This is a genomic window from Legionella donaldsonii, from assembly GCF_900452385.1.
Classification (GTDB): domain Bacteria; phylum Pseudomonadota; class Gammaproteobacteria; order Legionellales; family Legionellaceae; genus Tatlockia; species Tatlockia donaldsonii.
Map to the genome: position 1 here is coordinate 1,032,331 of NZ_UGOA01000001.1, position 23,829 is coordinate 1,056,159.

Here is a 23,829-nt window from a genome sequence, read left to right on the forward strand (position 1 = left end):
TTGGAGTCCATCTGTTTGTGTTAATATTTTGGACTACGATTAACTGATTGACTAAAGGAAGAGTCTAATGCACGGTATATTATTCGTTATCTTTTTAGTTTTACTTCTTATAGGCACTTTGCCAGTCTGGAACTACAGCAGGCGCTGGGGTTATCGCGTATCCTCTTGCATTGGGGCCATATTAATCATTTTTTTAGTCGTCCTTGCAATACAATATGCAGTGCGGCTACCTTAAAGGTAGGGTAGATTCAATTCAGATCTGATTACTAATGCAATTAAGGATGCCTGGCAAATGGGCTCTTTATTGTCCTTTTAATTCATTAATTACCAGTTTTTGTCCCCACAAGGGCTGAACAGGAGTTCCAAGGATTATATATTTCGGCACCACTGTGTTCGAAATGTTTTTATATTTCTCGTAACTACTTTTACACCGAACACTCAAGCAGTTGCACAATTAATGCATTTCAATCCTCTCATGGATCCGAAACATGAAATTTTACACAACGCGGTACAGACAGTTTGTTCATAAGGATGCAGGCAGAACTGTTTATTAAGCTCTATTAAGCTAAGAACGTACATAATTTGATTGTGCTAAAAATAAACGGATATTTGATGGCCTCTTAAAACAAGTTATAGATTCAATAGATTAATAGATTTGGAAATCATGGATATCATTTCTTTCCGGTGAAGTAGCAATTTATAGCTCATGTGAGGAAATTTTGAATTATACTTAATTTAGTAACATTCAGAGTAACAGGAGAAAAATTGAGTTTTCAATGTTGGCCGCCTGTATTAGGCACGTTCACATGAGATAACTAATAACAGGGGGCATAATCAAGTGCCATTCAATCCACAATTACCTAAGGAACCCATACATCGGATATCCAAACCATTGGCCCGATTTATTCGTATTGAGACTAGCACAGCATGCTTATTGTTGTTGTCTACTATTATTTCGTTAGTAATTGCGAATTCTCCTTGGTCCAGGCCTTTTTTATCCATGTGGGAAATCTCTTTGGGAATTCACATAGGGGATTTTGAATTTTCCCGCCCAATACATGCTTGGATAAACGATGGATTAATGACCTTATTTTTCTTTTTTGTCTCTTTAGAATTGAAACGAGAATTAGTATTTGGTGAGTTACGAAATCCTCGAATGGCTTTACTCCCTATTATCGCAGCGCTTGGTGGCATGCTTGTACCAGCTCTAATTTATCTCATGCTCCAACCAGCTGGGCCAGGGCAGAATGGATGGGGTACGGTGATGGCAACTGATACTGCTTTTGTTATCGGCTGCTTGGCAATTTTTGGTAAGCATATACCTCAAAGCCTTCGTATGTTTATGTTGTCACTGGCTATTATTGATGATATTGGTGCAATTCTGGTTGTTGCCATTGGCTACAGTCAAGGGATTTCATGGATGCCTCTTTTTATAGCGGCAATAGGTTTTATTTTTGTACATACAATAAAACGGCTTGGAATTCGTAATTTAGTCGTTTATTTTTTTATTGGTGCTCTTATTTGGGTTGCAATAGATTCATCGGGTATTCACCCCACTGTTACCGGTGTTATTCTGGGTTTAATGACTCCCACCAGGATATGGATAAATGATAAACAATTACATAAAATTTTAGAGCATATAGTTTCTTATCCCCCTGGAGAACATTGGAGCGGCGATACAGAAGATCGTAAAGCGTTGCTTCGGGCGGAAGTAGCTGCTCGTGAGGCTCTTTCGCCGGTTGAACGATTGGAAATCTTTTTGCATCCATGGGTTGGTTATCTCATTTTGCCTTTATTTGCATTAGCTAACGCAGGCATACCGATTTCTTCCGCCGATTTTACTAATGGGGTTACTGTAGCTGTTTTTCTAGGGTTCATTTTGGGAAAACCAATAGGAGTTTTTGGTTTTAGTTTTATCGCTGAATTTTTTGGACTAGCGAAACGACCTGACGATCTTAATTGGATATTGTTAGCCAGTGGCAGTATATTAACTGGAATCGGGTTTACAATGGCTATTTTTATCGCTAATTTAGCGTTCACTCCAGAGCTTATTAATGGTGCTCGGTTGGGGATTTTGTCAGCAAGTATTTTTTCTGCTTTAGTGGGGATGCTGGTGCTTTTATTTTATAAATTATATTCACTGAAATGATTTTCAATAATCTCACTATTTACACTCTGTTCAGCATACTTATAGGAAAGCTATCATAGCCTGTGAAACATAAAGAGCCCAGTTGTGCTATAATTTAAATATTGATCGTATAAACATTTATTTTCGATCCCCCAGAAACTTTGTAATCACATTATACCTTCTTTAGTTCGCATTTATTAGGCGTCCCTACTTGATTTTATATCGAGAATGATAATGTTTACTTATACTGCAAAAATATATTTTGATAATTTTGAAATAACTACCAATTCTGGAAATAAATTAGAGTCTCTTTTTATTTGGATGTTAGCTCAGGTCCAAGGAAAACATGGTAATTTAAGTGGCCAAGTTATGAATAACAAAACGCATTTAATCGAAAAAGAGTTTCGAGCATGTGCTTATGATTAGCTCTTTTCTGCGCGCAATGGCGGCATCCAACATGTAAAGGAAATATCGACAGTATGCGATATAGATAATTATGGCTCAGTACTTGAGAAACTTGGTTTTGAAAATCGAGGAATATTAAAAGAGTGGTTACATTTACCAGCATACGGATATAAAGCTCGGGATTGCTATAAGTATCTAAAAATAATCTTCTTTGCAGAATAGGGGAGTGGGGCTGAATTTTGATCGTTGAATACAAAACTCAAGCCCTGACCTCATACATATTGCATTATTCGATGCAGTATACATTAACATTAATCGGCGACTTCACACGTAATTTTGGTGCAATCTCGACAATTTTGAGCTGCAGCAGAAAACGCACCAAGAGCTGAAGAAGTAGCACTGTCCGATTTAACCTCAGCAGTTACTTCCTTCTTCAAATTAGATGAGTTTTAAGAGTTTGTTTTTGAGATAAATTTTTAACCAACTGGCCGAAATCCAGGCGCTTCTTTCTAACACCTGGATACGGCAGCCAATTTGTTTTGACTGCGCTTAAGCGAGCAGGAAAAGTGATCCCTGAGCCAATACCTTAGGGTCTGCGGCGAGGAGTCCTGGGTAGAGGGCTCTTAGGAAGTGTGTAGATCGGGTCGTTTAGATTTCTATTTCGTTCATCACTTCCCCCCGAAATAGTCTTTAAATCCTCTTTTTTGATTTTTTCCTTGGGTTGTTTTTTTGAAGGACTTTGAGAAGATTTTTTCATGATTTTATCCCATAACAAAGGAAACACCTTTAATTATAGTTCAATTATATAACACAAGGATTAATTAACGAGCGTCGTTCTATAGCCTCATACTGAAAAATACCCTTTATCCAAAGACTTCACCGAAATTTTTACATCCAAAGCGATCGATAATTTATCCAAAAATTAAAATTGAATGGTGAATTCCTAATTTCCATCGTCTTTTTATAGAGTTTTCTAGCTATCAGAAGATAGTCTAAAGTTTATACTACTCACAAAATTTATTAAAAAATGCATCCAAAACAATGGTTGGCGATTAAAAAAGAGGGCTTGTATTGCATTCCCGGGGATTTTTTTATTGACCCTGTTTTGCCAGTTAAGCAGGCAATTATTACCCATGCCCATCGTGATCATGCACGCTCTGGACATGAGCAAGTGTTCGCACATACCCATACCATTGATCTAATGGCGATACGCTATGATGAAGGTTTTGCCTCAAAATTTCGCCGTTTGGCTTATTATGAGAGAGTGAGAGTTAAGGACGTTGAGTGTTATTTATTGCCCGCCGGTCACATTCTAGGTAGTTCTCAGGTTGTTATCGAATACAAAGGTTCGCGCCTAATTATTTCTGGTGATTATAAACGCTCCTTAGATCCAACTTGTGACCCTTTTGTAGCAGAACCTTGCGATGTATTTATTACTGAAGCAACCTTTGGCCTGCCTATTTTTAAGCATCCCCCTATTGAGAAAGAGATTAATAAGTTGCTGGCGTCCTTAGAGGCATTTCCTCATCGTTGTCATTTAGTGGGTGTCTATGCTTTAGGGAAATGCCAGCGATTAGTCAGAACGTTAAGACTTATGGGTTATCTGGATCCTATTTTTATCCATGGCGCATTAAAAAAACTGTGTGATTTTTATGAATCAATGAAAATAGATTTAGGAGAGTTACGAATCGCATCGACTCTGGATGCCGGTACCTCTCAAGGGAAAATTGTCTTATGCCCTCCCAGTGCCTTAAGGGATAGATGGAGTAGACGCTTTGCCAATGTAGTGGTTTCCATGGCATCAGGGTGGATGCAAACCAGAGCAAGAGCCAAACAACAAGGGGTAGAGTTGCCATTAGTTATTTCTGATCATGCTGATTGGTTTGAGTTAATACAAACTATTAAGGAAATTAATCCCCAAGAAGTCTGGATTACCCATGGACAGGAAGAAGCCCTTGTTTATTATTTAAATCAACAAGGCTATAAGGCCCAAGCGTTGCATTTACTGGGTTATGAGGAGCATGAGGATTAAACATGAAAAAATTGGCTCAGCTTCTCCACAATCTTTATTTTACTTATGGTCATTTGGATAAAATGACGTTACTGCTTAATTTTTTCTCTAGTACACCCGATCCAGAACGTGGGTATGCCCTCGCTATTATGGCAAATACCCTGGTTTTTCCTACTTTTAATCGTGTGTTAATTAGAGAGTTAATCCAGGATAAAATGGATCCTGTTTTATTTGAGCTTTCTTATGATTATGTGGGCGATATCTCAGAAACTATCGCTTTGCTTTGGCCTCAGCCGGGAGCTAATAATGAATTGCCTTTGCTCTCCAGCTTAATTGCCAAATTCAAATCCCTACCCAAAAATGAAATTAAAAATTATTTAAGTGATTTACTCAATCACAGTAATGTTATCGAGCGTTGGGCCATTTTAAAATTAGGTACAGGGAGTTTACGGATTGGTATTTCGGCACGCTTTCTAAAAAATACTTTAGCTAAATATGGCAAAGTTGATGTACAGGAAATCGAACAAATCTGGCATGGATTAAATCCACCCTATATTGAATTGTTTGCTTGGCTAGAAAAAAAGAGTGCCGTACCCCTAAATAAGGAATCGATTTTCTTTCATCCCGTTATGTTATCTCACCCCTTTGACGAAAAAGAGTTGCAACAAATCAATCTCCAGGAATTTTCCTTTGAGCGAAAATATGATGGTATCCGCGTTCAAATTGTATCGACGGATCAAGGAAAGGCTCTGTTTACCCGTACTGGCGATAATATCAGTCATTCCTTTCCGGATCTGCTGGCTTCCATACAAGGCAAGGTCGTATTAGACGGAGAGTTAATCATTAAAACGATGAATGGGATTGGTAGTTTTAACGATTTACAGCAACGATTAAACCGCAAAACAATATCCAAAAAACGCTTATCAGATTCTCCTGCAGCCATAATACTCTATGATATTTTAAGCTGGAATTCGGACGATCTGCGAGCCTTAGCCTTTACTGAACGTCGGCAAAAACTGGAGCAATGGGTGGCGATTCACCCAGCAGATAATATCCTCCTTTCAGAGTTATTAACCTGCAAAGAAGGCTGTACCTTACCGCAATTAAAACACCAAATTCTGCAAGAAAATCATCCAGCCGTAGAAGGGTTAATGATTAAAAATAAGCAAAGCCCTTATCTTGCCGGGAGACCAATGGGACATTGGTACAAATGGAAACGAGATCCGTTAATCATTGATGCAGTGCTCATGTATGCTCAGCGAGGGCATGGTAAACGCTCTTCTTATTACTCAGATTATACTTTTGGCTTGTGGCAAGAAGGGGAGTTACTGCCAATCGGTAAAGCCTATTTCGGATTTACCGATGAAGAGCTCAGACAACTGGATCAATGGATACGCAATAACACTATCCATCGTTTTGGCCCTGTTCGGGAAGTAAAAAAGGAATTGGTTTTTGAAGTTGCTTTTGATGCAGTGAATTTGTCTTCTCGCCATAAATCAGGGCTAGCTCTCCGATTCCCTCGCATTAATCGGATAAGATGGGATAAACCAGCTGAGGAGGCCGATCAACTGAAAACGTTATCAAAATTGATGAAATAGATTTTCTTAAAGCGATTGCTCTTTTACATTCTAAAAATGTAAAAAACCTCAGTTGATACTGTTTCCATGGTGTTAATAAGGGCAATCTCAATCATTTAACCCTAAGCTCATCTTTCGTCATTTGCTGGTCAACGAAATAGTTCAGCGTTGGGGATGCACTATTGTCATAGTGTCTCGCCTGCTAAAAGGGGTTAATGATAATCCCGCGCGGCCTGAGAATGCGTTTTAGCTCTTATTTTTACAGCCTGTTTTTTTCCTTTTTTAGGCGCTGGCTTCGCTTTTACGGCCACCTCTTCTTTAGTTTTTTCCAACCAAAGCAAAAATTTTCCTTTTAAATAATGCATTTTTTCTTTAATAACAATAGCTTGTCGCGATGAAATAATTTTTTTGGCTTGATTAAATAGTTCACCTTCCTCTTCCCGTACATGGTGCTCAACGATTTCCTTTAATTTTAATACCGCTTTCTCCCAATTTTTTCCACTTACTTTGCTTTGAATCACCTTATTAATTTGGTCTTCAATTTCACGATGTTCTTTCTCGCCGTGCAAAGCGATTTCATTGGTTTGAGGGTGTTCAGCCAGTCTACGATATAGAGTCTCTTGCTCAGCGTGAGCGTGGACTAATAACTCCTGAGCAATTAAAGCAACGATTTCCTTTTTACGGGTTACTATTTTTGAATCTTCAAATAATTTAAACAGATGTTCAACTTTGTCATGATCCATTTTTAAATAGTCATAAATATCCATTTGTAGCCTCCTAGGGGGTCATAACCACCTTGATACAACCATTTTGTTTTTCTTCAAAAATTTTATAAGCGTCCGGAGCAGCCTTTAACTTAATGCGGTGTGTGATGATTTTAGATGGATCAATTTCACCATCCGTTATTTTTTTCAACAGCATAGGCAAGTAGCGTTGTACATGGGTTTGTCCCATTCTAAAAGTTAATCCTTTATTCATGGCTGCCCCAAAAGGAATATTATCGAGATTGTCTAAGTACACTCCTGGCATAGAAATAGTCCCAGCCTTCCCACAACATCGAATAGCCTCTCTTAGGACATGGGCTCGATCGGTAAGCAAGTAAGTCATTTGCTTAACTCGATCGACAATCGAGTCAAACGAAGGTCCTACATGGGCCTCGCATCCAACAGCATCAATACAACGTTCTGGACCTAGTCCTTTAGTCATTACCATTAAGGCATCAAAAACATCTTCTTCTTTGAAATTAATCGTTTCAGCATGACCAAATTTTTCGGCGAGTTTTAAGCGCTCTGCAACACAGTCAATGGCAATCACCCGTCCTGCACCTAACATCCATGCGCTTTGGATGGCAAATTGTCCCACCGGTCCACAACCCCAGACAGCTACTGTATCTCCCTCTTCGATAGCACAATTCTCGGCTGCCATGTACCCGGTAGGAAAAATATCAGATAGAAATAATAGTTTCTCATCAGCAATATCCGAGGGAACTTTGATAGGACCTACATTTGCAAAAGGAACTCTTACATACTCTGCCTGGCCACCAGAAAAACCTCCTAACAGATGGGAATAGCCAAACATGCCTGCGGGTGTTTGTCCCATTTGTTGTCTGGCTATTTCTCCATTAGGATTAGACAGTTCGCAACTTGCATAGAGTTTTTTCTTACAGAAATGGCATTTACCGCAAGAAATGGTGAAAGGGACAACAACTTTATCGCCAATTTTTAATTTTTTATTCGCTGAGCCTAGTTCAACAACTTCTCCCATGAATTCATGTCCCAAAATATCTCCAGATTCCATAGTAGGCATTAACCCGTTATAAAGATGGAGATCAGAACCACAAATTGCTGTTGCGGTAACGCGGATTATTGCATCTTGCTCATTAATGATTTCAGGATCAGGGACTTTTTCAATACGTACGTCTTTCTTTCCATGCCAGCATATTGCTTTCATAATAATTCCTTTATTAGTCCATGCAAAATTAATGTATAAAAATTATCCATATATTTAACGGATAGAACATATCTCCTCTCATTTCAACAATCATTGGATAGAAGTAGCCAGGACTAAAAATAGAATGTATTTAAAAATCATTTCCTTAGATAGAGGAATTTTTTTTCCCAGCTTTAAGTCAAACAGGTTCTATTAGGGAGCCGAGAAAGCAATGCTTAAAGTTTCCGAGTGATCAGGTGTATCTTTTAACGTCCATGATTTAAGACGAACTTTCGCTACTACGGCTGAAAGTCTCGATTTGCCTGCATATGCTTTAAAACGTCTACTTAATCATAAAATTACCAGTAGGTAATATCATGCGCGAGGCGGAGCGCGTGAGAAAGCCTATGCAGTTGATTTCGAATTATTTGCATCGGCAAATAATTGGCACTACAAAGAGGTGTGAAGAAATTACAGGGCAATTAATCCTACTATAATAGGATTTTATAGTCTCATTATTGTTCTTCAATAATTAATCCTACTATAATAGGATCTTAAAGTCTTTATTATTCTTTTTGACCATTAATCCTACGAGGATGGGATTAATTAATAATTAATTCAAAATTTTCTATTAAGGATGATATGGCCAAGCAAATTAAAAAACTACCGACTCCTAATCTTCAGTCGCCGTTAACAGCAAAATTGTTAGGAGATGCCATTAAAGCCCGTCGAACTCAAAGTAATTTAAAATTAGAGGATGCGGCTGCTTTATGTGGTATAGCCAAAGAAACCTTTATGAAAATAGAGCATGGGCAATCGAACTGTCAATTAGCAAGTGTATTACAAATTTGCTCTGGTTTAGGGATAAATCTTTACATAAAACCGTGGGTGGAGAATGGTGGAGATAAAAATGATTGGAGCTAAGCAAACCCTGGATGTTTATCTAGGAAAAAATCAAATAGCCAATATTGCTTTTATCGAGGACCAGTTGTACTGGAAATATAATGAAAACTGGCAAAAGAAAGGTTACGCTATATCTCCACATTTACCCTTGCATCAAGATATTCCATCTTTAAATGTGCAGCGTTTTTTACGGAATTTATTACCTGAAGGAAACCCCCTGGAGGTTGATAACCAATATCCATTTTTCGCAAGGGCGGTATTATGTCTTTTCCAAATTTGAAAAAACACTACCTAAAAAGGAAGTTAAGAGTGCTCTATTCATCGGAATTATAGGAAAGAGGGGAGGGAGTATTCCTTATTGGAAAAGGCTTACTGATGTGGATCTACGAAATAAAAAATTTCTGTAGTGCCTGCTAAAAAGCTAAAAAATTCATTTGCAAGGCACCACAGAATCAAATACTATAAATCTGCGTTTGATGTGTTTAAATGCAATAAGCGCTGACAGAGAGGCATCTCACCTCCTCCCCGCCAGCTAACCACAATCTATCTACGAGGATAAATTATGGCTAAACGAATCTTAGTCTATTTCAGTTTTGTATTTCAATGGCATGTCCGTAAGAAGCCACCAAAATTTCACATTATTTGCACCGGTTGAACATTAGGAGCATGGTTTACAGCGTGCTTTTAATTCGCTTTTAACCAGAAATCTTAATTATTTCAGCGACTAGAGATACAGGAATTATTTTTTCAATAATTCCTGTGCTAAGTCACGCCTTTAAAACATAAAGGAAGAATAATGGTGAAAACAAAGCAAGAAACCTTGAGGAAAACGAATTTAATCGACAGTCCCTTTTTTAAAGTGTTTGCAAAAAACTACCTGAACTATTTAGGCAATAGTAATCCAACCGCTAACCAACTGGCCGAAATCCAGGCCTTGCTTTCCAGTACCTGGATAAGACTGCCGATTTGTTTCGATCTGCGTTTAAGTGAGCAGGAAAAGCAATGTCTTTACTTATCCGCCCAAGGTAAAGAGGTGAAAGACATCGCAGCTTTTTTAAAGGTATCCACCCGAAGAGTGACTCAGCATCGGCAATCCATCTTTCAAAAATTGGATTGTAAAAATATAACAAGCGCGATAATTGTTGGATTGCGGTTTGGAGTGATCCAGGCTGAGGATTGATTGGGAGACAAGTTTGGTAAAGTAAGGAGCTCTGGGGAAAGGCTTTCAAATACACCTTTAAGCCCTGACCCCATTGATTTAATAATTCGATCAGATTTTGGAAGAAAATGATCTTACACTGATTATCATTGACAGTTTTTTAGTGGTTCGTGTCTTTAATCTTGCGGAATTACTTTTTGTTTAGTCCGTTTTTCTGATAGCAAAATGGCAAAAAATATCATTAAAGCTCCAATGAAGAATTGGACAGTTAATTGCTCATGCAAATAAATTGCGGCAGTTATGGTTGCAAATACCGGTTCAAGGGAAAAAATAATTGCTGCTTTAGTAGAGCTAACATATTTTTGAAATTGGAGTTGTAGCAAAAAAGCAAAAATTGAAGCAAAGATACTGCAAAATAAAATGGCAACCCAAACATTCGTTTGTGAGGGAATAGCAAGTCTTGTAGTAAATAAGCTGGCAACTCCCGCTAAAATACAAACAAAAATGGATTGAATGAACGTTAAGGAGAGTGATTGGTGAATCTGAGAGGCTTTACCAGCGAATAAAATATAGCCCGCAAAACAAAATGCACACAATAAAACCCAGAGATCGCCGTGACTAACTGTAAATCCATCAGAAAGCGTAATAAACCCAACCCCAACCAGGGCAATTAACGTGGCAGCAATGACATAGATGGACGGCCATTGTTTATGAAGGCAAGACTCAAAGAGGGCAACTACTATAACGGACAGTCCAGTGATAAAGCTCGCAGTCGAGGCAGTCGTGTAGCGTAAGCCGATGGTTTGGAATATCACTGTACCAGCCAGGAGGAGACCTAAAAAGGTGCCATAAAATAGGGTTTGCCGATCGAACCTTATTTTTTTCCAAAAAATAAGGAGTAATAAGAAGCTAGCGATACCAAAACGCCAAAACAAAAAATTAAAGGGTGATAGTGTTGCCACCGCATCCTTAATAAATGCAAAGGTCATTCCCCAAAATATTGTGGCTAATAAGATTGCTCCAACACCCAAAATAGATTTATTTTTATTATCCAACTCAATAGTCTCTTCCAGCGAGTGTTAATAAGGATAGTACTCGGAAATGCTCAAATTGATAATCTAACTGAGCGCTTGTATTTCTACCATAGAAGGACTTGTGATTCCCAGACGATTTGCAGCAGCATAAGAAAGATCTAAAATGCGCGTACTATAAAAGGGGCCGCGATCATTAATACGAACCACTACGGTTCGTCCATTTTTCAGATTCTTAACCCGTAGCCGGGTATTAAAGGGAAGCGTAGGATGTGCGGCTGTCATAGAATACATATTGTACCGCTCTCCATTGGATGTCTTGCGATGATGGAAGCGTTTACCATAAAACGTAGCGAGTCCTCGTGCTTTATACCCTTTTGCCGATCTCAGAGGGGTATATACTTTACCCCTGACTTTATAGGAAGCCATTTCCCCTTGGGACTTTGTTTTCATACAGGCGGTTAAATTAAACAGCAATCCCATAATGACAAAATAATGCATCGTTTTAACGGCTATTCTCATGCTTCTCCCTAAATACCAAATTAGCTTGGAAAAATAGCATATTGATTGAAGTTTGGCGACATATTCGTTGAATACGGCCTAGTGTAATGAAAAAAGAGGATGAACTGCAATAAGAAAAACAAAGGCCGCAGGAAACCTGTAAATCTCCCACGATGTATAACAGTGTCATACTGAAATACGCCAAATTCACACAGAGTAATATTAGAAACGGGGGTTTTGTTAACTCGTGTACTAAGTGTTGCTCGATTTCTAGAAAACCTTTAATAATGCGATCGTAAAAGTTAATTAATATTGTAAATTAAACTAAGTTAATATAACTTCAATTCCAATGAATTAATTAACTAAAAGATAATACGTTAATCGGATATGCCCGCGTTTCAACAGATGATCAAAATTTAAACTTGCAACACGATGTTTTAAAGCAAGCGGGTTGTGGGAAATTTTTTGATGAAAATATAGATAAGGTGATGCATAGATAAAAGAGTTTCGCATACTTTGATTTTAAGCCAACTGAGCCTGAGTTTATTTTGGTTGTACAACAAAAGTAAAAGAATTGAGTACTTCCTTTGATTGATTAAAACCAATTAGCCCAACCTCGTTATCATAAAAGACATTACAAATATCATTGAACGCGTTAATATTTAAGGGAAAGAGAGCGTTGGGATTATGATATATTACTAATCCTTCAGACCATGATTCTTCATAATCAGAGGCATCAATATCTTTATATTCCATTAATGGCAGTAATGCATTCGGATTATCATCAAGTAAAAAAGACATTCTTATCATTTTTATAGAAGAGCTTCCAAGACCAGCTAGCTTACCCATTCGATTGAATTTTGTTAATGTTGCTTGATTACTAAACAATACTCCGCTGATATACTTAGAATATTGCGAATTGAAAAAGAAACCAGATTCAATTTTTTTTCCTTTCCATTTATGTTTGGGTACCTGATAGAGAGTGGATACTCCGTCTTCTATTTTTGATTCTAATCCGTAAAGATAAATAGCAAGCGCTACCCGAGACCAAGTCATGGAGTCATCTGTATGATAATCATGAATTGCAAAAACTAATGGGTGATTCTTTACATGATTTTTTTCCCAATATTTTTTTGTAAGTTTAGATAGCAAAGTGCTTCCAAATTTTATTGGCATAAAATTTTTTAGATTTTTTTGAATATCAGCAGGCTTAGAAGTGGGAGGGTCTGGCCTTTGGGGATTGGTTGAAGGATTAACGGTTACAGCTTCTACAAAAAATTTTTCACCAAAATAAGAAAGTTCAAAATCAGGGGAAGTATGTTCATTACTGACCAGCAGATTTACGTTATGATTAAAATACATATGAAGGTATAGTTCCCATAATCTTGCATGAAAATTTTCTGATTGAAATTCACGTACATAATGCCCATCTTTATCAATAAACGAATTAGTGATCTCGGATATAAGATTTCTTGCGGCTTCAAACCTAGGTTCTTGAGCAAGGATTTTAAAAAATTTGTGTTGTTTATTTTTAGGGATACACTCTTTAAATAAATCAATTTTCCTTTTTTTATTATTACCTTGAGGATAGCAATCCTGAACTGATGATTCATATTGACTATGAATAATACTCAATAATTCTTCTCTACAAATATCTGCAGAAACTGAAAATTTTTTTGATAAGTCAATGCAGCGAAAAAGCCTATTTTCGTCTCGACCCAGAATAACATATCCGTAATCATCATCTATAAAATCCCTTACAATAACCGCTAGGATTCGATTTTCAAAAAACGAATACCATTCAATTTCTTCAAAAAGTTGCGAAGAAAGACGCCTGCAATAACAATATGCATCAAATTGCTTTTTTGAAATTTTTTTTCCATGCTCATCCAAGTAATTATATTTTTTATTCATGTCGAATACTTAAAGTTTATTTTTAATTATAGTGAATTTTTCTTCCATATAGTTAGCCAGCGTGGCTTTGATGACTAGGGGATCAAGAGATAAGAAAATATCCTTATTCTAAGGAAAAAAAGTGGAGATGGTATGGCTATTACTAAACCAGTTTATAGAACATATAGGCCATCTACTGGTAGTGCCTATATAGAAGATCCACGTTATGCAACGGATGCGTTACATTATATAAAGGCTTTTCTGTTAATCCAAAAAGATCTTCTTCAATTATTTGATTACATTGAACCATCAGATATAAATTTGAATACTTATTCTTTCAGGATCCATGAACTCTTAATAAGAAGCTGTATTGAAGTAGAAGCCAATTTTAAAGCAATATTTTTAGCAAATAACTACCCCCATCTTAAGCCTAAAGATTGGAATATTATAAGCTACTCAGATCTCAACCAAACTCATAAATTATCTTCTTATCGAATAGTGATTCCGAATTGGCATGGCAAAATAAAATCTATTGTTCCTTTTGCATCATTTAAAAAAGATGATCTAAAATTAAAATCTCCTTATTGGTATAAAGCCTATAACGAAACCAAGCATGATAGACATGAAAAATTTACCAGTGCTACACTTAAGAACTTAATGGGTGCTGTTACAGGACTTTTAGCAGTACTCTCTTCCCAATTTTATACAAACGATTTTTCCTCTTCTAATCCTGAGCTTTGTTTTGAAAATCCTATGTATGAAAATACAGAGGAGGGAATAGGAGGGTACTTTAGAGTTCAATTTCCCATTTTTCCTAAAAAAGATTGTTATGACTGCAAAAATTCAGATTTAACAAGTCCAGGCTTTAATTTGGAACCTTATGGTAATTGATCTGAATGAGTGCAAAGAGGATACTAATGATAAAAGCAGCAGTAGCTGAAGAAGATGCTAAGGATGTATTTTGTCCAAAGGAAATTTGGGGAATTTTTTGACTAGGGTGTTCCTATCGAGAATTTACGCTTTGAGAGAGAGCCGCTAGAGTAAAACCGTAAGTTTCTGTTCAAATGCCCCTGTTAGTCCAACTCATAAAAAATATACTTCTTTTTTAATGACGATAGTGCCAAGCGGTATTATTACCAAACATTGTATAGGAGATATTATTCAATACTGAATTGAGGTATTAACCACATTCCCGTGTAAATGTGGTATAGAATTGTAAATCAACACACACACAAATGGGGTCAGTACAACATGAAGAGGGTCAGGCTTGAATTTTGTATACCTGCATACTCCCTTACTTCACCTATGGTGTAGAGTCTTGGAGTCAGGGCTTGGATTTTATATAGACTCCTAAGTACCTTATAACGGACATTCCGCAGCATGAAAAAGCTAAAATTAGAATTATCCCCAAGGAATTATCGCATTAGTTAAATTGAGAAAAAGATCAAGCCGATATAAGAAAAAGATCACAGCCCACAAGAGAAGAATCAGGTACCCTTGTCTCCCAAAGACCTATTGGAGAGAAGGATGCTGAATCGAGATACAGTAAGTTCAGAGCAATTGGGGCATTTAGGACTTGTTGCAGCAACGATTAGAGAATTAGGGATAATAGAGAGAATTGATGCACGCCTTGAGTTAAATGAAAAAAAAGGAGGCGTGGTAAGCTATGGTCGTCGAGTAGCGGCGATGGTTATCAATGGGTTGGGTTTTATGAATAGCCGGTTGTATATGACGCCGCATTTTTTCCAAGATAAGCCTGTGGCTCAACTGCTTGGTTCAGAACTAGACGCGGCACACCTGAATGATGACAGTCTTGGTCGCTGCCTGGATAAAATCGCAGAATACGGTGTGACCAGGCTTTATTCGGAATTGGCTTTTGAGATTGCCCGAGAAAAAAATTTACTAAGCCAGAGACTGCATTTAGACAGTACAAGCTTTGTTCTTTACGGCCGCTATGACACAGAAGAGGCCGCGCCCGGGATTGCGCAACCAGACTACGGATATTCCAAAGCGAATCGCTCTGATCTAAAGCAAGTGATGCTGTCACTAGTACAAGGAGGAGCTGCGAATATCCCCTTATGGATGGAGGCCTTAGATGGGAATAGTAGTGATAAAACAAGTTTCCAAGAGACGGTTAGGAGGGTGCAAGCGTTTACACAAAGTATTCATGGGATGCCTGATGGCCTTTGTTTTGTGGTTGATGCCGCCTTTTATGTTCCAGAGCAGTTGGCAAGCCTCAATAACGTGTTTTGGATAACCCGAGTACCTGCACAGCTTAATGAAGCCAAAGTATTGTTGAACAAGCCTTGTGATGCTCTGACCTGGGAGCCGTTTGATGCAAACTATCGTGGAAGTGTTCATGAAACGGTTCTTTATGGTATTCCACAACGCTGGGTTTTGATTGAGTCGCAACAGGCGAGGTTGCGAGAGCTAAAGACTTTTCAGAGGCATTTGGATAAAAAATCTCAAGAGCTCATTAAATCCTTATGGCATCTTGGTCACCAGGTCTTTCAATGTCCTGACGATGCAAAGCAGGCATTAAAACCGCTCATCAAATCACTCAAATACCACCAAATTCATTATGAGATTCTACCTGTTGAACGCCATACAGGGAAAGGTCGCCCAAAACCTGGAGCTCAAAAAATGGTGATTGGATATCAAATACAAGCCTGTCTTTCTACCTGTCTGGAGAGGGTGGGTGCTAAAAAAGAAACACTGGGACGCTTTATTTTGGCCAGTAATCAATGTGATAGCTCGCTATTGAATAATCATGCCATGCTTCAACAATATAAAGAGCAATCCTGTGTCGAATCAAGCTTTAAATTCATGAAAAACAATGCCTTCGAACTGGACTCTTTCTTCCTTAAAACACCTGAGCGAATTACAGCCTTGATGATGGTAATGACGCTTTGTCTCATGGTGTACAATTTTGCTCAAGCTCACATCAGGCAATGCTTAAAGGAGCATGATGAAGCACTTCCCAATCAGCTGGGTAAGCCAGTACAAAATCCCACAATGAAATGGATTGCTGAGCTGATGAACGTGATAGCTGTTGTAACCATCCTGACAAACGATCAAAAACATCGTGTGGTAACTAATCTAAAACCAGTACATCAACAAATCATTTCTTATTTTGGTCAGTATGCTCTTGAAATCTATGGACTTGCCGCAGAATCTGCGCGTGGCACAGGCTTCTCCTGCCTGGCTATTGAACAGAATAATTATAAAAATCGTTTATCTTGGTGCGAAACGTAGGGCGTATGTTTAAAAAAGGGCAATTTAATATTTGGATGGTTGTAATGAAGTGTCATTTATTAACCAGTTGTTTCATCTGTATGGCTAAACTACGCCCTGATTTTGTGTTTTTGTAGCTTTTATATTTTTTGCAACGAAGCCGAATTCCTTGCTTCGTTCAAGATAGGTGTCGGGCCAAGGGCCCGACCTACGTTTACTGTTTTTGAGATACCTGTTGCGCTTACACACCGAGCTACGCGAATGTACAAATCTTATGGGCTACTGACTACCAATTCTTGAGGCCTAACATTCGGCTGACCGAAATCTTGAGCTAATTCTCTTTCTTCCGCAGTAGTTAGACCGACACTGGGCATTAATTCCTTAAAACCTCTCATGCTTTGTGGGCTCGGGTTAAAAAAACTTCCATATTTTAGAGGAGCTTGTTGTTTTAATTGATTTGTTCTGAAATTTAGAGCTAGCAAAATAACTACAAAAATCAATAAAATTGTTAAATTATTCTGATTAAAAAAACTTTTGAGAACATTGGAATTTTGATAATGTACAAGGGAATTGATCATCGAAGCAATAAAAGAAAATGCGGATGCCAGGCTATAAGGATACATCATCCTTTTTTCAACATCTTTATTAACTAAACCTTGTAAATACCTTTCAAAAACTATAACGCCATTATTGGGTACACAACCATTATTTATATATTTAAAATAATCATTTACGGTGAGGGAACCATTGATGTTAATGGGATCAAGAAAAAATACAATTTTTTTATCTTTGATAGGAAATACTAAGACGTTCTCTTCAATATAACAACTCTCAATAACATTATGAATGCGTTTGGATAAAAGGCGATTACTTTGTTTTTCGTAAAAAGATAAATTCTGGAAAATTCTCATTAGCAATTCATTAGGGAGTTGCATCAAGGGAGAAGGCTCAGAATTGGCTTTTTGTAGTGGTGCTCCTAGTGGCAAAGGGTTTTTGGTGACAGGTCTATAACTTTGAAATTGAATTAAACCTCTACTTGCATTACTAGCTAACTGCTCTAATTTAGTTATTTGCCCTCCTAATTTTATAAGATCAGTTAGGCGAGCAATTGCTTCTACATTGCCAGAATGGAGCGCCACTGTATGTTCAGCACCTCTTTTTAAATCTAAATAAGCTGATTTTAACGAAGGTAATTTTGCAGCAATATGTTTCAATTTCTGCTCAGAAATATACCCATAACCAAAAATATCCAGATAATGATTTATCTTAGCTTGCAGACGATCATAATTCATAAATATGAGACGAAATGGATCCTAATGGACAAATATTATACCATTAAGTCAACGTATAATACATTTATCTAATAAGCTACTTAGGTGAAGCAAATCACGCGTTTCACCAACACAGTAATACACCCCAGGGTCAGGTCTTCCGGCTTCATTGCAAAAAAATATAAAAGCTACACAAATGCACAAATGGGGGCAGGGCTTAAATCTTGCATGCAACAATCAAAATACAAGCCCTGACCCCATACTGCGCTGCATATTGCGATAATATTGCCAAGAGGAACAAGAGAGTATTGATAAGAGAAATGGAAAGTAACTATTTGTAAAAGGTAATAGTCTCAAAAAACGGTCGTTTTTCGAGAGTGGTTGAGAAATGGTCAGAGGGAAGATTTTACAAAATTCTTAATCAATTTAAGAAAATTTAAGAAATACTCTTGAGAGCTTAACAGCTTTATTCTGTAAAAATTCCCAACACTTGTGGCGAATGTAGATTTGATTCTCTATGGGTAAGTCAGCCATATTAGTAATTTTCTGATATTGAGTAAGCTCACTGTGGGCTATTGAAATACTGCCAAGATGGGGATTTTGCCAATTATTATAATCATCAGGAAAATATTGAATGAAATAAGTAGCTCAATCGAGCTATTAAATTCCTTCTTAGTTTTAATATCATATATTTTTGCTGTGCCATCTAAGCTCAAATAAAAACGATGGGTTGATGTAGGTTTTATGAGAACTCCACGAAATATAATTCCTAGATAGACAAGTGATATCGTATATCCATCAAAGAAGTTAGCAAATCACTGAAAACAATAGGAGTAAAATATTCTTTACTTTAAGCTTAGCTTTGATTAGTATTTTGATAAATGAACACTTATCAAAAAGGAAACTAATATGCCACGAGGCGGTAAGCGAGAAGGCTCGGGACGACCAAAGGGTAGTAACACCTACGGCGAAAGCACGCATCCATTAAGGATACCGGCCTCACGGTTAGAAGATGTAAAAGCCTTTCTAGCAAGTGGCGTTACCAATTATGCGATGCCTTTGTTTTCAAGCACAGTACGAGCAGGTTCACCAACTTCTGCTGATGATTATATAGAAGATTATATCGATTTAAACACTCATTTTAGCAAACAACCAGGGAGTACATTCTTAGTGACTGCCTCTGGTGATTCCATGGTCAATGCCAGTATTCAAGATGGCGACATGCTAGTTGTGAATAAAGATATAAAACCCACGCACGGTAAAATTGTAATCGCTTCTGTGGCCGGTGAGCTGACTGTTAAGCGATTGGCAATCCTACCAGGAAGGATTCATTTAGTTGCAGAAAATCCCAATTATTTACCCATTGTTGTTAATGATGAAACGAGTTTAGTCATTTTAGGTGTTGTTACTCATATTATTCATTCCGCCACTTAAAACCAGGAGAAAATGTATTCTTACTCTATTAAAGAAAATTTTAAATGCTCCGGACCCAAAAAGGGAATTAAAAAACCGAACAAAGCGTGTAGTTAATTTAGACAGAATTCGAACTATTGATGAATAATTAAATTCAAGAATGTTGGAAGTAGGGACGTGAATAGTAAATTGCCATGGAAGGCATGATTTATAGATATCTTCTGTTAGACCAGCATTGCTTATCATGGATAACTACATCTTATACGCAGAGTAGCTCCATCTAACTCATCACTCTTAATCGTTAGCTATTAAAACAACAGTCAGTCAATAACTGGCTTAGGAATTTATTTACTCAAAATTCTGATGTACGGGATAAGGTGGGCAAAATGTCACAATCAATAAAACAGATTTTACTCGTGGAGGATGAACTTGAAACGCGCTTAATAATTCATCTCATGTTACATCTAAGGCAATTCGAGGTGGATTTTGCTGAAGATGGCCAAGCAGCAGTGAAAATGGCTAACAATAAAGAATATGATTATATTTTGATGGATATTGGGTTGCCTAAACTAAGTGGAATTGATGCTTGTATTGCTATAAGAAATAATGAAGCACAAAAAATGCAGCTAAAAGTAACACCCATAATTGCTATTTCTGAGCGTGTTCAACTTCCTGAGATTGAACAATGCCTTGAAGTAGGTATGAACGCTATTCTCCTCAAGCCAATACAACCCCAATGTTTTGAACGATTAATAACTTCTTTAGAGAAAGAATCTTCTTATTAAGAGGAGAGAGTAATTAGACTTTAGATTCAACTGAATAGTGCAATTTTAGACCGAGAAAAACATTAGGTTTTAAAACACCAACGATGTTATTTTTGTCCCAGACAAATGATGAGAAAAGAGCGGTTGCATTAAAGAGTTGAATCCGCGCCTCCACAAGCTTCGATAAGTCTGATAAATATACTTTATCAGGCTCAAAGAAGTGGTAAGAGAAGAGTTGGTGGGCAAAGGTTTTCTTTCCCTTCCGTCAACGTATAAATTATTTTAATATTAAAAGAGAAGACGATATTAACAGTGAAATCTGAGTACATCATAATAATCAACTCCGACAAAAGATATTAACTTAACACAATTATGGTACTTTAGTTGGATACTGAAAGTGAGATCTTATTAAAGCATTCCATTCAAGGAGAGAATCACATGAAACGTGTATTATTTGTCGGACAGAAACCGGAAACAGTGGATTTTTCCGACCCCGCTTTACCACCAGGCTTGAATGCAGAGAAAATCCATATTGGGATTGCAATTGGGATTAACAAATTGGAAGAACGCGGATGGCAAGCGGATGAATGTATGATCACACCCGACGAAAAGGGTTGCTCAACATTAGAGAAGCAGCTTACATCGACAAACTATGATTGCGTGGTCATTGGTGCTGGCATGCGACTACCTTCTGAAGGATTAGTGATGTTTGAAAAGGTGATCAACCTTGTACATAAGGCTGCGCCTACTGCGGCGATTGCTTTCAATACGAGACCGGAAGACACCGCAGATGCGGCTGCAAGGTGGTTACAAGAAAATTGAGGATGTGAAGGGCGGGGGACACTAATACTCCAAGGCAAAATAAATCACAATAAGTCTGATTGCTGTTCTAATCAGACTTCTCTAATATTATTTAAGTCGGATTCGTTTCCAAAAACCAGTGCTTACGCAGCCAGAAAGCTACATTCACAAGCAGAATAAAAACTGGCACTTCAACAAGCAGCTAGCGTAGCCTGGTTGCTCGCAACCAGGATTTACCAGAGTATTGCGCTCAGATTTTTGCCCCGATGTAAAATGTTAATTGATTGGTTGCAAGTTCTCCGGGAAGAGCAACCTCATGGTCAATTACAGGCGAGATAAAGCGCCGGGCGGCACCTATAATTTCAAGAAGGTCACTATGATTTGAATTTTGAGATAATGAGAAACCTCTCCTAAGCGAGCTAATGGCGACTTGTCCAAACTATTTTTGGAATGGTGTAGGAAGATTAGATTTTCCATGTTCCAAAGTAATTTTTATCTCACCATATGAGTACCAAGAATTATTTGCACTTTGAAAGAGGGTGAAATTTCCTCCTGCAATTGCGGTGCATATTTTTTCTTCATTAGGCAAAAATATTTTGCTTAATTGAAATATAGGAAATCTGGATTTAGTCGCTATGCTAATCTGTCCGTGTCTATTTGCTCCACAAACATACCAGTTACCACGCTCATCACCCAATACAGTATGGGCATTTCCCGAAGAAATGGAGGTAATTCTGCAATTATCAGTCAACTTTATTAACGCAGGTGTAAGCTGAAGTCTTCTATGATTAAATCCTAACTGTCCTGCGCGATTTATACCACATGCAAACCATCCTTCGTCTGTTTGAAAATAGGTATGCGCAAAGAAACCGTGTACTACTTTTACAATACGATGAGTTAACGAGAATGGAATAGGGGCTGGAACAATTTGCCTATCAGTATGGCCTAGTCCTAACTCTCCATAACTATTCTGACCACAACCATAATAAATACCTTCATCGGTTTCTAAGATTGTTGAATTGTTTTGCGTGAAAATATTTCTGATTCTGCTCCCGCTAGGGGATGGGATTAGTTGAGGGATAAGTGAGGTTTGATTGTGTCCCGTCCCTAGCTGACCATAAGAGTTGTTTCCTACACCATACCAATCACCATTTTCCAACTTAAAAAAAGATAAGTTTTTACCGGCTACAATATTTTTTATTTTTACTGTACCTAAAGACTTAACTGGAGTAGGGGAAAAAGAGTCGCCTTTATTTCCAGAATATAATTCTCCATACCCATTAGACCCACAACCATACCATTTCTTACAAGCTGTTCTAAAAAAAACATGTTGATAGCCAGCCACTAATTTTTCGATATAAATTTGTGGGGGAAAATTAATCTTATTTAAATTCGACATTAAATCCTGGCAACTTAAACTAGTTGTTCCTATTCCTAATTGGCCTCTTAGGTGACTACCTATCGACATAACTTTGCCATCTTTAAATAAAAAATAAGCGGCATCTACACCTGCACAAACCCTATGAATAGTACCTTGTCGATTTCTTAGCTCAGCAAGCGTGATAGAGGATTGAGAAAAAAATTTACAAGTAAAAGAAAGATTTATTATGTCTGTATAAGAAAGGTGCTCCTGATATAAAGGGTGTATTTCTTCTGGGAGTAAAGAAAATGGATTACTCATTATATTCCTTGGTTGGTTTAAATCCCTTATAGATCTTGCTTTATCTAGATCATACAGTTCTGAATGAAAACTCTACCACAAATGAGGGGCAACACTGTTTTATACCTACAACCCTCATAAAAATCTCTTTGCTTATAATGCTAACAAATTTTATTAGAAAAGTTTCTAGGTTAAAAAATGAAATCTATACGGCCAGGTATTCTAGATTAACGCAAACCTGGCGTTCGGTTTCTTTACTGTTTTTAAATCGCTTAATCTCTGTTTCGATGGCTTTAGCGAATGAATTATTCCCCATACGGTATTGAGGCTTAGTTTCAATGACAGATGGCATACAAATATTCTTTAGTTTCAAAAATTGTCTGTATTTAACTCATTTTGTTAAAAGATGCCAAGTTAAATTTTTTATAATTAATAATGCCTTAAGGAAGCTCTGCTACGCTAATAAGAGAAAATAAGGTGTTGGATTATGAGCGATTATAAAGCAATTACAGCATTACTGGGCGGGCGAGGAAAACCTGATTTACAGGAGACTCTGCTAAACCCATTGCAATCTCTTCTAGAGAAGACCAATGCAGTCAGTGGTGTTCATCCAACCACCCCAAATCAACAAGCCAAACAATCCTTTGAAGGGATGGCAGACCGATTGATGGCCTGTCTTGCGCCAGCGAATCCATTAAACCTCTTTAAAAAGGGTTAATACAGCTAGCGTAGCCTGGTTGCTTGCAACCAGGATTTACCAGCGTATTGCGCTCAGACTTTTGTCCCCGATGTAAAAATGTTAATTGATTGGCTGCAAGTTCCCAAGGAAGAGCAACCTCATGGTCAATTGCAGGCGAGATAAAACGCCGGCACCTATTTTTACATTAGCCCTAAGAGATAGAAAATCAAATTGGCTCACGAGTTATATAACCTCTCTAGGATGTTCATGTGAATTACATACATTTTAACCCGGTGAAACACGGATTGGTAAAAGAAGTTATCGATTGGCCTAACTCAAGTTTCCATCGGTATGTCAGTGAAGGGTTGTTACCGAATAATTGGAGTGGAGAATTCTTAGGGGAGGGGAATGAGGTATAGGGAGTTAAATTGAAATCCTGGTTGCAAGCAACCAGGCTACGCTTGCTGAGA

The 23,829-nt window shown here is 37.6% G+C and carries 24 protein-coding genes and 1 pseudogene; 16 read left to right on the forward strand and 9 right to left on the reverse strand.

What is annotated here, in order from left to right; genetic code table 11:
• The first annotated feature begins 67 nt into the window (after positions 1–67).
• The 3 genes from DYC89_RS04880 (at position 68) to DYC89_RS04890 (ending at position 2,554) form a co-directional block, all read left to right on the forward strand.
• A complete protein-coding gene (locus DYC89_RS04880; protein WP_115220759.1) occupies positions 68–235 on the forward strand; it encodes a DUF3309 family protein in 168 nt (55 codons plus the stop codon).
• A 603-nt stretch (positions 236–838) separates the two neighbouring features.
• Complete coding sequence (nhaA, locus tag DYC89_RS04885) at positions 839–2,149, forward strand: Na+/H+ antiporter NhaA (RefSeq protein ID WP_115220760.1); 1,311 nt, start codon at positions 839–841, stop codon at positions 2,147–2,149.
• Between the two features lie 213 nt (positions 2,150–2,362).
• Positions 2,363–2,554 (forward strand): hypothetical protein, encoded by a 192-nt coding sequence (locus DYC89_RS04890; RefSeq protein WP_115220761.1) that lies wholly within the window; start codon positions 2,363–2,365, stop codon positions 2,552–2,554.
• Between the two features lie 565 nt (positions 2,555–3,119).
• Here the strand turns inward: DYC89_RS04890 and DYC89_RS16595 are convergent.
• Positions 3,120–3,290 (reverse strand): hypothetical protein, encoded by a 171-nt coding sequence (locus DYC89_RS16595; protein WP_220271766.1) that lies wholly within the window; start codon positions 3,288–3,290, stop codon positions 3,120–3,122.
• Between the two features lie 270 nt (positions 3,291–3,560).
• On the opposite strand from DYC89_RS16595, the gene DYC89_RS04900 reads away from it, so the two are divergent.
• Entirely contained in the window at positions 3,561–4,565 is a 1,005-nt protein-coding gene (locus DYC89_RS04900) for a ligase-associated DNA damage response exonuclease (RefSeq protein ID WP_115220762.1), read from the forward strand.
• A gap of 2 nt (positions 4,566–4,567) precedes the next feature.
• A complete protein-coding gene (locus DYC89_RS04905) occupies positions 4,568–6,142 on the forward strand; it encodes a cisplatin damage response ATP-dependent DNA ligase (protein ID WP_115220763.1) in 1,575 nt (524 codons plus the stop codon).
• A 191-nt stretch (positions 6,143–6,333) separates the two neighbouring features.
• Here DYC89_RS04905 and DYC89_RS04910 read toward each other — a convergent pair whose 3' ends face one another.
• Positions 6,334–6,888, reverse strand: a complete 555-nt coding sequence (locus tag DYC89_RS04910; RefSeq protein WP_115220764.1) for a hemerythrin domain-containing protein — start codon at positions 6,886–6,888, stop codon at positions 6,334–6,336.
• 10 nt (positions 6,889–6,898) lie between these two features.
• The gene (locus DYC89_RS04915; RefSeq protein ID WP_115220765.1) at positions 6,899–8,071 is read right to left on the reverse strand and encodes a zinc-dependent alcohol dehydrogenase; all 1,173 of its coding nucleotides are present in this window, start codon (positions 8,069–8,071) and stop codon (positions 6,899–6,901) included.
• 621 nt (positions 8,072–8,692) lie between these two features.
• Between DYC89_RS04915 and DYC89_RS04925 the strand changes: the two genes are divergently transcribed.
• The 3 genes from DYC89_RS04925 (at position 8,693) to DYC89_RS04935 (ending at position 10,133) form a co-directional block, all read left to right on the forward strand.
• On the forward strand, positions 8,693–8,974 hold the full coding sequence (locus DYC89_RS04925) for a helix-turn-helix domain-containing protein (protein WP_115220766.1): 282 nt from the start codon (positions 8,693–8,695) through the stop codon (positions 8,972–8,974).
• Positions 8,946–9,233: a HipA N-terminal domain-containing protein gene (locus tag DYC89_RS04930; protein WP_115222658.1), complete on the forward strand. Its 288-nt coding sequence runs from the start codon at positions 8,946–8,948 to the stop codon at positions 9,231–9,233. Before DYC89_RS04925 ends, DYC89_RS04930 begins: the two co-directional genes overlap by 29 nt.
• 516 nt (positions 9,234–9,749) lie before the next feature.
• Positions 9,750–10,133: a response regulator transcription factor gene (locus DYC89_RS04935; RefSeq protein WP_115220767.1), complete on the forward strand. Its 384-nt coding sequence runs from the start codon at positions 9,750–9,752 to the stop codon at positions 10,131–10,133.
• Positions 10,134–10,288: 155 nt separating this feature from the next.
• On the opposite strand, the gene DYC89_RS04940 is transcribed toward DYC89_RS04935, so the two are convergent.
• Together DYC89_RS04940 and DYC89_RS04945 are read right to left on the reverse strand one after the other, a co-directional pair.
• Positions 10,289–11,167 carry a DMT family transporter gene (locus DYC89_RS04940; protein WP_115220768.1) on the reverse strand — a complete coding sequence of 293 codons (879 nt, stop codon included), beginning with the start codon at positions 11,165–11,167 and terminating at the stop codon, positions 10,289–10,291.
• Positions 11,168–11,230: 63 nt separating this feature from the next.
• Positions 11,231–11,665, reverse strand: coding sequence for a septal ring lytic transglycosylase RlpA family protein (locus DYC89_RS04945; RefSeq protein ID WP_115220769.1), 435 nt, complete (start codon positions 11,663–11,665; stop codon positions 11,231–11,233).
• Between the two features lie 359 nt (positions 11,666–12,024).
• Here DYC89_RS04945 and DYC89_RS04950 point away from each other — a divergent pair.
• Positions 12,025–12,123 (forward strand): annotated as a pseudogene (locus DYC89_RS04950) (recombinase family protein); the annotation flags it as partial.
• Positions 12,124–12,187: 64 nt separating this feature from the next.
• Here the strand turns inward: DYC89_RS04950 and DYC89_RS04955 are convergent.
• Complete coding sequence (locus DYC89_RS04955; protein ID WP_115220770.1) at positions 12,188–13,558, reverse strand: hypothetical protein; 1,371 nt, start codon at positions 13,556–13,558, stop codon at positions 12,188–12,190.
• 132 nt (positions 13,559–13,690) lie between these two features.
• On the opposite strand from DYC89_RS04955, the gene DYC89_RS04960 reads away from it, so the two are divergent.
• Both DYC89_RS04960 and DYC89_RS04965 read left to right on the forward strand, forming a co-directional pair.
• Positions 13,691–14,428, forward strand: a complete 738-nt coding sequence (locus DYC89_RS04960) for a hypothetical protein (RefSeq protein WP_115220771.1) — start codon at positions 13,691–13,693, stop codon at positions 14,426–14,428.
• A gap of 636 nt (positions 14,429–15,064) precedes the next feature.
• Positions 15,065–16,792, forward strand: a complete 1,728-nt coding sequence (locus DYC89_RS04965) for an IS1634 family transposase (protein ID WP_115220201.1) — start codon at positions 15,065–15,067, stop codon at positions 16,790–16,792.
• A gap of 251 nt (positions 16,793–17,043) precedes the next feature.
• On the opposite strand, the gene DYC89_RS04970 is transcribed toward DYC89_RS04965, so the two are convergent.
• Entirely contained in the window at positions 17,044–18,063 is a 1,020-nt protein-coding gene (locus DYC89_RS04970) for an F-box protein (protein WP_115220772.1), read from the reverse strand.
• 888 nt (positions 18,064–18,951) lie between these two features.
• On the opposite strand from DYC89_RS04970, the gene DYC89_RS04975 reads away from it, so the two are divergent.
• From DYC89_RS04975 to DYC89_RS04985, 3 genes are all read left to right on the forward strand, one after another.
• Positions 18,952–19,476, forward strand: a complete 525-nt coding sequence (locus tag DYC89_RS04975) for a LexA family protein (RefSeq protein WP_115220773.1) — start codon at positions 18,952–18,954, stop codon at positions 19,474–19,476.
• 365 nt (positions 19,477–19,841) lie between these two features.
• Positions 19,842–20,240 carry a response regulator gene (locus tag DYC89_RS04980; RefSeq protein ID WP_115220774.1) on the forward strand — a complete coding sequence of 133 codons (399 nt, stop codon included), beginning with the start codon at positions 19,842–19,844 and terminating at the stop codon, positions 20,238–20,240.
• Positions 20,241–20,657: 417 nt separating this feature from the next.
• A complete protein-coding gene (locus DYC89_RS04985) occupies positions 20,658–21,041 on the forward strand; it encodes a hypothetical protein (protein WP_115220775.1) in 384 nt (127 codons plus the stop codon).
• 418 nt (positions 21,042–21,459) lie between these two features.
• Here DYC89_RS04985 and DYC89_RS04990 read toward each other — a convergent pair whose 3' ends face one another.
• Together DYC89_RS04990 and DYC89_RS16475 are read right to left on the reverse strand one after the other, a co-directional pair.
• Entirely contained in the window at positions 21,460–22,701 is a 1,242-nt protein-coding gene (locus DYC89_RS04990; protein WP_115220776.1) for an RCC1 domain-containing protein, read from the reverse strand.
• A 184-nt stretch (positions 22,702–22,885) separates the two neighbouring features.
• Positions 22,886–23,032: a hypothetical protein gene (locus tag DYC89_RS16475; RefSeq protein WP_181879327.1), complete on the reverse strand. Its 147-nt coding sequence runs from the start codon at positions 23,030–23,032 to the stop codon at positions 22,886–22,888.
• 135 nt (positions 23,033–23,167) lie between these two features.
• Here DYC89_RS16475 and DYC89_RS04995 point away from each other — a divergent pair, with 135 nt between their 5' ends.
• Together DYC89_RS04995 and DYC89_RS05000 are read left to right on the forward strand one after the other, a co-directional pair.
• Positions 23,168–23,398 carry a hypothetical protein gene (locus tag DYC89_RS04995; protein ID WP_058443487.1) on the forward strand — a complete coding sequence of 77 codons (231 nt, stop codon included), beginning with the start codon at positions 23,168–23,170 and terminating at the stop codon, positions 23,396–23,398.
• A gap of 230 nt (positions 23,399–23,628) precedes the next feature.
• Entirely contained in the window at positions 23,629–23,778 is a 150-nt protein-coding gene (locus DYC89_RS05000; RefSeq protein ID WP_181879328.1) for a hypothetical protein, read from the forward strand.
• The last annotated feature ends 51 nt before the right edge of the window (positions 23,779–23,829 follow it).